Here is a 12854-nt window from a genome sequence, read left to right on the forward strand (position 1 = left end):
ATTAACTCCCGCTTCTTCCGTTAGCGCGGACGTAAAATATTCACACTTTTTGCTTAGCTGCAACAATTCCCAATTCCGCAACGTCGAATTATTCAAAGCCATCCATAAATAGACAAATTGGCTTAATGGTGCTTGGAGAATATGCATTTGACAAGGGGGAAGCAAGAATGAGAAAGGTAAGGGGAATTTTGCGCCCAGGCGCTGTCCGGCTGCTGGGTTTGGCTGCGTTGCTGCTGCTTGTGCCTGCGCTGGGCGCTTGTTCGTCGTCATCGGATAACGGCATGCAGAATGCGGCGTCATCTCCGGATCATTCGACGGAGTCGAAAGAGGCTGCTGCCGGTGACCGGGCGACGGAAAGCGGTTCCAGGTCTAACGGTGACGAGACCGCAAGGGTTGAATCCGAGACGACCGGAGAAGCCGACAGGCCGACCGGAAAACGGGAGCACAACCTGGAACCCGAGCCACAAGCAGGCTTATTGACTGCAGGAGAATGGAATGATCTTGGCCGCTGGAATGAATGGGAGGAGCTGCTTGATAGCTCCGAAGGAGCGGATAACCGGAAATATTGGTCGTTTTATTCATTTAAACGTTTGGAGCTGACAGTGACCGGCGGTGGGCGTCCGGTATCGGATGCGGAGATAGCCGTGATAGACAAGGATGATCAATCCATCTGGGAAGTCAGAACGGATATTAACGGAAGAGCCTCTGTATTTAACGGAATATTTGAGCAGCAGGGAGGCAAAAGCAAATATCAGGTAGTCGTGAAAGCAGGCGGCCAGACCAAACGGTATGAGAATGTGGACATCCGGCGCAGCCAAAGCCAGACGCTTGAAATTAAACTTGATGAGAGCGTGCCTGTATCCAATTCACTGGATTTGATGCTGGTTGTGGATACGACCGGCTCCATGGGCGACGAGCTCAATTATTTGAAAACGGAGCTTAAGGACGTCGTTGAACGGGTGGCAAAAGATAACGGACAGCAGCTGGGAATCAGGGTCAGCACCAACTTTTACCGGGACGAAGGTGATGATTATGTCGTCAAACCGTTCCCGTTCACTGGCGATGTGGAGAAAGCCGTCCAACAAATTTCCGGACAGCGGGCAAATGGGGGAGGGGATTTCCCGGAAGCCGTGGATCAGGCGCTGGACAACGCTATTCATGATCATGATTGGAGCGAAGATGCGCGCGCAAGGCTGCTTTTTCTGGTTCTGGATGCGCCGCCCCACCACGACAGCACAATTGTGAAGCGGATGCAGAAACTGACGCAGGAAGCTGCGGGCAAGGGGATCCGCATCATACCGGTTGCTTCTAGCGGTGTTGATGTGAACACGGAGTACCTCATGCGTTTTATGGCGGTATCCACAGGAGGAACGTATATTTTTTTAACCAACCATAGCGGAGTCGGGGATGATCATCTGGAGCCGGCTGTTGGGGAATATGAAGTGAAAGCGCTGAATCGCTTGCTCGTTGAGGTTATCAACCGATACTGCGGGAGCGGTCAGAGCACCGGCATCGAATAAAATAGGCATCCTCCAGCGAAGTCGTCTGTTTCGTGAAATGGGCGGCAGGGGGCTCCTGTCCGATACAGCGGACGGTGTAGACGCGATCCTCCGAGCGCATGTGGAGAATAATGGCTGGATCAAGCTCGCTGCAGGCGACGGAATCAAGCTGGCCTTCCCAGACCGAAAGCTGCAGACCATGATTCCAGTCCTCGATGGAGCCGTGATAGCGAATTTGCCCGCCTTCCAACCATATGACCTGGTCCGCCCACACATCCCATTCATTAAGCTCATGAGTGGAGACGACAATGGTCTGCTCGCGGGCATTAGAGGCCATGAAGCGGATAAACCGCAGGCGTTCCAGTGAATCCAGCGCATTGAGCGGCTCATCCAGAAAAATATAAGCAGGCGATCCAATCCACGCTTGGGCAAGCGCGATCCGTTGACGGATGCCTTGCGCGAGTGTTTTTATTTTTTTCGTCTTAAATGGCGTAATATGAAAAGCATCCATCAAAAAGTCCAGATGCTGCTGATTGGCTCCGCCTTTGAGCTCCGCCAGGTAGTGGAGCAGCTTGGCAGCCTTCATTTCATCATACAGCTCGATGCCGGTAGGCACAAATCCGATCATGGAACGGATAACGGGCAAATCGCGTTCCACTGTCAGACCGTTATAGCGGATCTCCCCCGCTGCGGGAAACTGCGCCGTAGCGAGCAGCTTGAGCAGCGAGGATTTACCGGCGCCATTTCGTCCGACAAGCAGCGTAATACCAGGCTTGATGGACAGTCTGGGAATACGAAGCTGGAATTCCGAACCGGCGGAGCGCCATAGGATCTGTTGAAGCTCAAGCATGAGAGACCCCTCCTTCGCAGTTTCATTAAAGTAATAACGGCGCTGGCCGCAGTGGTTACTGCGGCAGCAATTTTGTGCCAAAGCTGCGGCGGTAAGCCTGTATCAGCAGCAGCAAGCCGGCGGCCAGGGTGAATGCGTGAAAGGATACAAAATGCTTGCTGATCGTCTGGTCGATCATGGGAGAAGCATATTGTTCGATACTGGTCCATCCGATCCAGAGGATGAACGAGCACAGGAAAGCGGCTTTGAATCCTTTCCACATCAATACATAAGCGGTTACTCCGCTAAGAAGCAGGAGCAGCGACAACCACTGCAGCATAAACGGCAGCATCGGAAAGGAATAGACGCGGACATTCATGTAGATGGACCCCACTAAACCGAAAATCAGATTAAGCCCGATGACAATCATCGTTCTGACAACCAGCAATAAGGCCGGGGGATAAGGGGTAATGCTCTCGATCATCCGCATCTCTCTATTCCACGAACGGAAGCTGTAGGCAAGCGAAGCCAGCAGGAGAGCGGGAAGGGCCAGAGTGAACATGGTGCCGACCGTATGGAAGGAGACATTGTCATGTGTAGGCAGCAGCCACAGCAGCATGACGAATACGACCAAGCTTGACCCCCAATATACCCGGGAGTAGGACGAAAGCTGCGACCGCAGCAGTCTAAGCAGCGAAGGGCGTTTGACGCGGGCATGCGTGCTGTGCGAAAAACGTTCTTCTTCATATGATTCGCGCAGCTCGTCGAAAGCAGGCTGCAATGTCCGGATCAGCATTGTCGTGTCGTTAGAGGACACGGGATTTGTCATGATCTGGGATAGAGGCGCCCGAAGCTCTTGCTCCAGCTGCTTGAGCTCATCATCTTTTGGTGTGTTCATAGCGTTGACCTCCTTTATCGCTTTCTTCCTTGCTTGCCCGCCCATGTCCCAGACGCGCCTTTAATTTCCGCAAGCCGCTGTACAGGTGAGTTTTGACCGAACCGAGCGGCAGACTGACAATATCGGCGATATCCTGCAGCTTCAAATCCTGATAGAAACGCAGCGTGATAATCTCCCGCTGAACTTCCGGCAGCGCCTCCAGCGAATGGAGCACTTCTTTTTTGGTTTCCTGGCGTTCTGCCAGCTCCACGACGGAAGGACCCGCATCGCGCTGTTCGGGGGGATCGGCAAATGGGAATTGATCTGTTCTGAACTGTGCGCTTTTCCAATAATCGCGGCACATATTGAGCGCAACGCGGTACAGCCATGCCTGTACATTGTCCGGCGGTTTTTTATTATGCAGCTGCTTGATCAGCTTCAGAAAGGTTTCCTGCGCAAAGTCCTCCGCCCGGCCTGGATCCCGGAGCTGCCTCTGCAAAAAGCCGGATAAAGGAGCATGATACCGGTGAATCAGAGCTTCGAAGCTTGCCTGATTTCCGCTTTGCATTCCCTGTAGCAATTCCTCGTCCGTCATTTCCGTCCTTCACCTGCTTTCTCTTCTTTCCAGACACGAAGCCAATCCATCCATGATATATCCGGGTAAGTGTAAGGGCTTCTTTCCATTTCGTTGTAGCTGTAGGGGATGTTTAAGAAGTTATCCTCTACCTTCAGTCCTTGCTGCAAAAACCTTAGCAGTACACGCTTCACCAGATCGGCTTCGCCGTTTGAGAAGGCTTCATTGATCATCAGCGCCATCGACTGGGAAGGGGGCGAATCGCCCATTATTTGAATGCTGAAGGTAGGATCGATTTTGTCATAAGCTTCTTTTTGATCCAGGGACAGAATAGCCGAGCGGATCTCCTGCACGATGGAGTATTCATTCTCGGGGTCGCGGTAATCCTCCCATTGGTTCACGTCCAAATACACCTCGGTATTATCACCGAACAACAGCTTGCTCATAATCGGCTGCAGACTTGAATAGGTCAGGCGGGTGTATTGGTTGGCCTGGAAGAAGAACATATTGCCCTGAGCGGTCCCTTGACCACTGAAATAATTAGGGAATTGGGCACTCATGGGGAAATAGAAAATCTGCTCCACACCCTCAAGCGGCATTCCCGACCATGCCTGATAATAACTGCGCCGTTCTTTGAACGCGAGCAAGAATGATTTGGCGTCCTTTGCGCTCCCTGGTGTGGTCATGACCGAGAGCGTCTCTCCAGGTATTCGCACTTGGGTGAAATTGCCTCCGAGCAGGAAGGGAGCCTCTGCAGAATTCTGGACGAAATGGCGCGCCTGCGGACGATCATCCGCGGCAGCCGCTATTGAAGCGTAAACAGGACCGGGAAAGCCGCGAAGCGTGATGTCGAAATGGGTCCGCAATCCTTTTACAACGTCAACACGGTCCGATAGATAGGTCCCGGTGTACAATTTCAAAGTGTCTCCGCCGGGGATCGGAAACCATCCCAAATGAGCTGGCAGCAGGACATTGGACCCTTGAACAAAAGCAAATTGCGTTTCTGAGCCGCCGTTCGAACGCCACTCATTAATGGTGCCTCCATAATGGATTTCGATTATATGGTTTTGTCTGCCGGACTCCAGAAGTCGCTCGTCAAAGGAAACAAAATCGCCGTCCCGCCGCCATGAAGCTGGTTTGCCGTTAATATTCATAGCATTTATTTCAAGCAGCGGATCGAGCAGGAAGGTAACCTGCCCCGGGAAATGACGCTTCACCTGCCGGATCGTCTCAGAAGCAGGAATGAGACTGCCCTTTTGAGTCGGCAGCTCGATGCGGGCCAGGATATCAAGAGAGTTATCGGCTTGGCGGGTCAGATCCAGGATCATGCTGTCGATCCGAAACTGGTATAGCTCATGCGGATCGATTTGCGCATCGTTCTTGGCGGCTGCTATCATAATGTGCTGCTGGGTATAGCGTTCGTACCACATCCAGCCATATGGGACATAAACCGCTGCAGAGAACAGCAGGCCAAGCAGCATGATGATCATCGGAGTGTTTGCTCTGTATACGGGTCTCGAACAGGCCAGTCTGGCACCTGCTGCCGTAAGCATAAACAGACTGAATGCCGCCACAAAGAAAAACATCAGAATATATTCCCGTCCCGCCAGGTCAAATGTCCACACCTCGTTGTTGGTATTCACAGTGATGCTCAGCAGATGATTGAGGCTGAAGACCTTGACAGGATACCAGTGCATGTTGTCCACCATTAGAGCCGGCAGGAACAGCGCGCCAAATACCCATCCGCAGAATGCGATCGGCAGCGAGAACCGCAAGGGCATCAGCGCACCAAGCACCAATCCAAGCGCAATACCTGCCGCAAAAGACATTTCGTAAAAAAGCGTGTACCAGACGATCATATGCAGGGCCGATTCCAAAGGCAGAGCATGATGCCATGCCAGTGCCGCGTAGCCAAGTTGTATCATCAGAGTACTGACGCTCATATAAAGGAAACCCGCCGTCCATTTGCTGGCGATGATAACGCGATTGGTCACGGGCAGCCCAAGACTCCATTCATACGATGCATGAAGCGTATCGCGTCGAATTAGCAGCACACCAAGCAGCACGGGTACGGCGGTGATGAACATCATAATGAGGCTGTGCGCTTCCGCGGCATAGAGATTGAGATCAGTGGACTGAAAATGCCGCATATCCAGGCATTGAAGGATCATCCACGCGCCTGCAGCGGGGGGCAGCAGAAGCGGCCAGCGCTGCTTGACCAGCATTCGCAGCTCAAACCGGATCTGCAATATCAGCGACCTCATTGTCCGTACACCTTCGGCAGGCCGGCTATAAGCGCCATATAGCCATCTTCCATGGTGGGAGTAGCGGAGGTGGCATACGGAGTTGGCGGCCGATCGCCGATCGCTCTGCAGCGTATGCCGTCCGCCGTTCTACGGGCGGTCATCAGCCACTCCAGCGACATCGAGCGCCATTCATGCTCGGATGCCTCCCATTCCCATAACCGGCCATCTGCGAAGCGGGCAAGTCCCGCACGCGGCCCTTCATAATGCAGCTGTCCGTTCCCCAGGACGATTACGCTGCGGCAGCTTGTCGCCACATCGCTCAGTACATGGGTGGAGAGCAGGACTACGCTACTGTGGGCTAGTTCAGCCAGCACATTGCGCAGACGCACGCGTTCCTCGGGATCAAGCCCTGCGGTAGGCTCATCTACGATCACCACCTGCGGGTTGCCAATCAATGCCTGGGCGATTCCCAGCCGCTTCACCATGCCGCTTGAATAGGTCCTGGCCGGCCGGTCCGCCTGGGCTTCCAGATGGACGGCGTGCAGCAGCCGTTCCATTTCGTTGTCCTGTTCGTGGCGTGTGCCAGAATTTTTCAACCTGGAGACATGCCTCAGCCACTGGCGGGCGGTGAGCTGCGGATACATTTGAAAGGTTTGCGGCACATAGCCGATGGACCGTCTGACGGCTACGCCCCCGCGGACGGAAACGCCGCGGATTGTAGCATCCCCGGTAGACGGCGCAAGCAGGCCGGCAAGCAGCCGCATCAGCGTTGATTTCCCGGCTCCGTTCGGTCCGAGGAGGCCATAAAGCCCTCTTGTAAATTCCAGGGACAATGGCTCAAGCGCCCAGTTTTTTTTATATTTTTTCCCTAAATTGTAGGCGGCTAACATCGTTGTTTCTCCTCCTGCCCAAATGACGATTGCATGGTCCAAAAAGTTTGAGTTGCCTCTTTCGAAAGGTCTGGACAAGATGAACCTTTATGGTACAAACTATAAAGTGCAGGTTCAAACGTTTAATGATATCCTCCAACGGATAAAGGCGTATGCTTCATTATAACAAGACGAGTCAAGACAAGCGGATTCGTTATACAAGAAGCATCGTGGCGGAATCAGGAGGAGGCCGGCTATATATCAGCCAGGCACAGTACCGGACGCCATTACTATGAAAGAGCCGGCACAATAACAGATGCCGCCGCTCCTATATGGAAAGGACATCATACCCATGCATGCATCAAAGATAAAATGCCTTCTTAAAGCAGATAAAAGCACGGATGATGAAAATATCCCTATGGTTGATCTAAATTGCGATTACGGCGAGAGTTTCGGCGCCTATTCCTTTGGTCACGAAGAGTTGCTCCTTCAATATGTCACCTCAGTCAACATTGCTTGCGGGTTCCATGCCGGAGACCCGCACACGATGCATGAAGCGGTCATGCAGGCTATGGATGCCGGCACCGCAATCGGCGCTCATCCCGGACTTCCCGACAGGCTTGGTTTCGGGCGCAGGGAGATGGCGGTCAGCACACAGGAGGTCTACGATCTAACGCTTTACCAGATTGGCGCCCTGGATGCTTTCGTGCGAGTCGCAGGAGGGAAGATACGTCATGTAAAGCCCCATGGAGCGCTCTATCATATGTCGGAAAGACGGGTGGATATCGCTGAAGCTCTTGTCCGTGCAGCCAAAGACTATGACGAGCGGCTGATTATTTACGGTCAATCCGGAGGCCTGCTGCTTGCGGAAGCGGATAAACAGTCCATGCGCCGTGCTTCTGAGGTATTTGCAGACCGCTTTTACATGAAAGACGGCACTCCTATGCCGCGAACAACAGAGGGCGCTTCGCTTTCGAATCCGAAGGAAGCGCTTCAACAAGCGCTTGCCATGGTTCAGCGCGGAGTGGCGTTCACGCCGGAAGGAACAGAAGCAGCCGTGCAGGCGAATACGATCTACCTGCATGGTGACAGCCCGCATGTCGAAATCTTTGCTTCAACGCTGCGGCAGGGCCTGCTTGCAGAAGGGATCAGACTAGCTGCGCCATTCGCTGCTCCCCCAAAAAACATGGATGATCAGTAGAGCCGAAATTTCTCCGTATTTTTATGAAAGGGGTCACCATGTCGATGAACCGGGCGGAAAAAACGACATTATTCACGGCTCTTATCGCCGTCATCAGCTTTATGCTCATACAACTTTTTCATGGTGAGCTGTATCGGCCGATCCCGCAAGCTGTCAATCTGTTCCTGCATTCCGCAATGGAGCTGCTCAATTTCGCGATCAGCTTCACGATCTTGGTACTAGGCTGGCTTTTTTTTATTAAATCGTTATCGCGACAACGCCTGTATACAGCAGCGCTGTTCAGCATGGTCGGCATTTTCGATATGCTTCATGCTCTTACGATGGAAGGGATGCCTTTTTACCATGAGGTCGGGACTGTCTCGTTGTCACTCGTTTACGCCGTTTCGGCGCAGCTCATCGGTTCGCTTGGACTGTTTCTTATTTTTCGCGCAGACGATAGGCCTGTACCCTCAGCATCGCGGCAGCCAGTATTCCTGTCTGCCATTTGCTGCGGCCTGCTGCTTGCCGTCCTGTTGTATTCCATATCCAAATGGCCTGTTGCCCAACTTTTCTCTGACACTTCATGGAATGTTCTGCAGATCTTCGCAACTGTACTGATATTAACCGCCTATGGCGCAAGCATTGGAACCTTGCTCTATCGAAATCGCAATGATCGTCCTCAAGCGCTTTTGACGGTCGTGCAGTCGCTGATTTTCTTCCTGTTTGCCAGTCTGCAGTTCTGTCTGAGCAGCAGTATCCATGACACCGACATGCTGGTCGGGCATCTCTATAAGCTTGCGGGATACTATTATTTGATGAAGGGCATCTATTATGTCACCATTGAAGAGCCATTCAAGGAGCAGGAGCGCTCGGAGGCGCGAATTAATTATTTGGCGTACCATGATGAGCTGACGGGTTTGTCCAACCGCCGTCTGCTGACAGAGCGGTTGCATGACGAGATTCAGCGCGCTCAGCAGAACGGCAACCGACTGGCCGTTCTCCTGATGGATATTGACCGCTTCAAAACCATTAACGATGCACTGGGCCATACGTTCGGCGACCAGATGCTGCTTGCGGTTTCCCACAGGCTGCGTGAGGCTGCGGCAATGCCTGAACGGGTGTTCAGGATGGGCGGAGACGAGTTTGTCTTATTATTGCCCGACCTCACGGAAACATTAGCTGCGAAGGAGCAGGCCCAACTTCTGATGAGGCTGTTCGACAAGCCATTTCTGTTGGATCAGGCTGAGTATCATGTGACCATCAGCGTAGGCATTTCTTTCTATCCCGAAGACGGACAGAGTGTGGATATTTTGATGAAAAATGCCGACACGGCGATGTATAATGCCAAAATCCACCGCAACGAATTCGCTACCTATGTTCCCCGTATGAATGTAAAGGCCCATGACCGGCTCCGTCTGGAAAGCGATTTGCACCGGGCACTGGAGGAGGAGCAGTTTGCACTTGCCTATCAGCCGCTTGTCAATTTGGCGACGAATAAGGTAGTCGGCGTCGAGGCGCTGGTCCGCTGGCATCATCCACAGCGCGGGCTGCTGCCTCCCGGTGAGTTCATTTCGCTGACGGAAGAAAATGGTCTTATTCTGCCGCTGGGCGAATGGGTGCTCCGGGCTGCATGCCTGCAAAACAAAGCCTGGCAGGATGCGGGGCTTCCGCCCATGATGATGTCGGTCAATCTGTCGATGCGCCAGTTCCGGCAGCATCAGCTGGCAGATCGGATCAAGTCGATATTGGACCAGACAGGTATGCACGCGAAATATTTGGAGCTTGAAATTACCGAGAGCATGACCAGTGACGTGGAATTTGCCACCGAGACGCTGACAAGTCTGAAGAAGCTCGGGGTCCAAATCAGTATTGATGATTTCGGAACGGGATACAGTTCTTTGGTCTATCTGAAGCGGTTTCCGATCGACAAGCTGAAGATTGACCGGTCATTTGTAACCGATTTGACCAAAGGCGGCAGTGATGCCGCCATAGTAACGACGATCACCTCAATGGCCAAGAACCTGAAGCTGCGAGTGACCGCCGAGGGCGTCGAAAACGCTGAGCAGATCCGCTTCCTTCGTGAGCGGCAGTGTGAGGAAGCGCAGGGTTATTATTTTACCAAGCCGATCCCTGCAGGCTTGTTCGAGAATTGGTACAAGCACCGAAGCCATTCGGCTTAACGAGAAGCTGTCTGGCATTGTGAGGCTTATTTTGCAAAAAGGGCTGTCTTTGCGCGACCGTTTATACACGGTCAAACAAAGACAGCCCTTTGTAGATTATTTGGCAGTTGAAATCTGAATATCAAGCATGAACGATCCAGTCATGGCTCCTGCTGCATGGCTGACTCTTGCGGCGCTGTTTGTTTTTATTCTGGGTTTGGATCTGTATGAGGACAACACATTGGTGATTTCGGACCAGTTGGCAGGTTGGGACAAGGAGTCCGGTATCGGAACAATCTTATTGGATTTGGCCGTAGATACGGAGAAGATGACGGCGAAAGTGAAAAGCAGACAAACCATCGTGTAAACACTGACCCGTTTCATCCAATGAAAAGCTGAAGTCCCGTCATCCCTGTGAATCCGCCGTCTTCGTGCCTTTTGTCTCCAGATCAGCAGAGCAGCAGCAGATGCAAGCGACGCAACCAGAATGATCAGCTCGTTCTGAAACTGGACTGGAAGCGGATAAAGAATCATGGCTGCATGGATGATCGCTCCTACAGTTACGGTCTGGATCGGCACAACAAGCCCAGCTTGAGCGGCGATGCGCCGCTTGGTCCGGTTGGCTGGAACCTCTGGCTCCGCTGTCTGCAGCCGGATGATTTCCATCAGCTTGGGTCTGGAGTAAACCGCGCAGGCTGTTAGAGGGAGGGAAATCATGGGGACAAACAGCAGTGCTTTATCCCATACAAACCACCAGCTGTAGGTGGAGAAAAGCAAAAACAGCGCAATCTGGCTGATCGCCAGCAGTCCAAGTGCAGCAAGCAGCACGAGGCAAAGCTTGGCGGTTCGCTGCATCTCCGCAATCGTATGCCGGAAAGCAATACTGCCGGTGCCGTAGCCTGCAAGCAGAGCAACAAGCAGATAAACGATGGCGAGTACCGCATTGATTCCCAGAAGTGCTTCAGACATAATCATTTCCCCCGTTCTATTCTCTGCTTTAATTCTACAGGGGATAGAAACAATTGTTAATCGTCCCATAGACCAGATTCATGCTGGACTTTAGTCGAGCATAAGAATCAGACCCTGGAATCATCGTGAAATTAAGGTCTAATAGTGCGCAATAGAAGAGAGCGGGTACTCTTAGCCGCTGCCAAGAACGCTGCGAAGTTGGGCAGTTGCGCCAACTTAATGGTCCGGTCAGCATACCCTTCATTGGCTTCCTTGTCAATGATTGGATATTGTTGGTCCTTCTGTAGAGCGGTTTTACTTGTTGTATAAAACTACTATTTTTATTTAGGGAAGTAAATCCTTGGGAATGGAGGGGGATGCCAAGTTCTTCTGCGATTTTAGGCAGACTAACAAGCATTAACTTGATGTAATACGACCACTTACGGGGATAATGCGTCCCTGAGGTTGGGAACTGAAAGGGAGAATACCAACAATCTTTACGAAAAAGAGCCAATAAAAGACCAAGCTTGTTGAACAAGCTTGGTCTCTTTTAGAAGCCTTTTAAAGGTCGCCCCAGTTGAGATTGGACGATTTGCTGTAATTGGTTACTTTTTGTTCGAAGAAATCAGTTTTCATTCCGTTCATATTGCTGAAGCTTTCCACCCATCTCATGGGATGTTCGACAACCTCAGGGTAAAGAACATCGAGCCCGAGCTTGCGGAGGCGCTCATTGGAGAGGAAGCGGATATATTGATCGATGATTTCATTTGTAATGCCGGCAATTTGATTGTTGGTGATATACTGACCCCACTCAATTTCATGTTCCACGGCTGTTTTCATCATCTGCCGCAGCTCCTCAATGAGCACGGGCGTAAACAATTCGGGATTTTCTCTGCGCACTTCCCGGAAAATTCCCTGGAACAGCGCCAAATGCGTCAGTTCATCGCGTTGAATATATTTAATCTCGGATACGGTACCGAGCATTTTTCCTTGTCGTCCCAAGGCATAGAAGAAGCTGAAGCCGCTGTAGAAATAAATGCCTTCGAGAATATAGTTGGCCATGATGGTTTTAATGAGGTTCTGCGATGAAGGATTAGAGATGAAGTTCTCATACAGATCGGTAATAAACCGGTTGCGTTTGAGCAGATTCTTATCTTCGCGCCACAGATTGTAGATTTGATCGCGTGCCTCTGCCGAACAAACGCTGTCCAGTATATAGGAGTAGGACTGGCTGTGGACGGCTTCCTGGAACGTGTGAACAGTCAGGCATAGATTGACTTCCGGAGCGGTGACATACTCATTCACATTCGGCAGGTTGGCGGTCTGCAGCGAATCAAGGAAAATCAGAAAGCTGATTATTTTATCGTAGCTGTTCCGTTCGGAAAGCGTGAGGTTCTTGTAATCTTTGGCATCCTGGGCGAGCGGAATTTCCTCGGGGATCCAGAAGTTATTCATCATGGTACGGTACATTTTGGTTGCCCAGTCGTATTTCACATTATTAAGTTCAATCAGGTTGGTGGTGTTGCCGCCGATCATGCGGCGCTTGCCCCAATCACGGTCACCGTCTTCGTTGAACAGTTTTTTCTTCTGCAAATCCATTAGACTGCTTCCTCCTTTATTACATAAAGAAACCTTGTCAGATATGAGCGCATAAAACGCGATGGTTACCCCTC

Annotated in this window: 10 protein-coding genes; 3 read left to right on the plus strand and 7 right to left on the minus strand. The window is 51.8% G+C overall.

All coding sequences use genetic code 11. The features are described from left to right. Window positions 1–167: 167 nt before the first annotated feature. Window positions 168–1520: a VWA domain-containing protein gene (locus IEY46_RS01415; RefSeq protein WP_188988427.1), complete on the plus strand. Its 1353-nt coding sequence runs from the start codon at window positions 168–170 to the stop codon at window positions 1518–1520. Here IEY46_RS01415 and IEY46_RS01420 read toward each other — a convergent pair. The 5 genes from IEY46_RS01420 to IEY46_RS01440 are packed head-to-tail and all read right to left on the minus strand — an operon-like array spanning window position 1477 to window position 6915. Continuing rightward, window positions 1477–2349, minus strand: a complete 873-nt coding sequence (locus IEY46_RS01420; protein ID WP_188988429.1) for an ATP-binding cassette domain-containing protein — start codon at window positions 2347–2349, stop codon at window positions 1477–1479. The two genes, IEY46_RS01415 and IEY46_RS01420, sit on opposite strands and share 44 nt — an antisense overlap. A 55-nt stretch (window positions 2350–2404) precedes the next feature. Continuing rightward, window positions 2405–3226 carry a hypothetical protein gene (locus IEY46_RS01425; protein WP_188988431.1) on the minus strand — a complete coding sequence of 274 codons (822 nt, stop codon included), beginning with the start codon at window positions 3224–3226 and terminating at the stop codon, window positions 2405–2407. Continuing rightward, a complete protein-coding gene (locus IEY46_RS01430) occupies window positions 3207–3800 on the minus strand; it encodes an RNA polymerase sigma factor (protein WP_188988433.1) in 594 nt (197 codons plus the stop codon). Before IEY46_RS01430 ends, IEY46_RS01425 begins: the two co-directional genes overlap by 20 nt. Beyond that, window positions 3797–6043: an ABC transporter permease gene (locus IEY46_RS01435; RefSeq protein WP_188988435.1), complete on the minus strand. Its 2247-nt coding sequence runs from the start codon at window positions 6041–6043 to the stop codon at window positions 3797–3799. Before IEY46_RS01435 ends, IEY46_RS01430 begins: the two co-directional genes overlap by 4 nt. Beyond that, window positions 6040–6915 (minus strand): ATP-binding cassette domain-containing protein, encoded by an 876-nt coding sequence (locus tag IEY46_RS01440; protein WP_188988437.1) that lies wholly within the window; start codon window positions 6913–6915, stop codon window positions 6040–6042. Before IEY46_RS01440 ends, IEY46_RS01435 begins: the two co-directional genes overlap by 4 nt. A gap of 397 nt (window positions 6916–7312) precedes the next feature. Here IEY46_RS01440 and IEY46_RS01445 point away from each other — a divergent pair, with 397 nt between their 5' ends. Next, window positions 7313–8095, plus strand: coding sequence for a LamB/YcsF family protein (locus IEY46_RS01445; protein WP_308422770.1), 783 nt, complete (start codon window positions 7313–7315; stop codon window positions 8093–8095). A 44-nt stretch (window positions 8096–8139) separates the two neighbouring features. Then, entirely contained in the window at window positions 8140–10254 is a 2115-nt protein-coding gene (locus IEY46_RS01450; protein ID WP_188988439.1) for a putative bifunctional diguanylate cyclase/phosphodiesterase, read from the plus strand. Window positions 10255–10350: 96 nt separating this feature from the next. On the opposite strand, the gene IEY46_RS01455 is transcribed toward IEY46_RS01450, so the two are convergent. Both IEY46_RS01455 and IEY46_RS01460 read right to left on the minus strand, forming a co-directional pair. Continuing rightward, window positions 10351–11202: a hypothetical protein gene (locus IEY46_RS01455; protein WP_188988441.1), complete on the minus strand. Its 852-nt coding sequence runs from the start codon at window positions 11200–11202 to the stop codon at window positions 10351–10353. A gap of 540 nt (window positions 11203–11742) precedes the next feature. Further along, window positions 11743–12780: a ribonucleotide-diphosphate reductase subunit beta gene (locus IEY46_RS01460; protein WP_188988443.1), complete on the minus strand. Its 1038-nt coding sequence runs from the start codon at window positions 12778–12780 to the stop codon at window positions 11743–11745. Between the last annotated feature and the right edge of the window lie 74 nt (window positions 12781–12854).

The organism is Paenibacillus nasutitermitis (assembly GCF_014641075.1).
GTDB lineage: Bacteria > Bacillota > Bacilli > Paenibacillales > Paenibacillaceae > Paenibacillus_Z > Paenibacillus_Z nasutitermitis.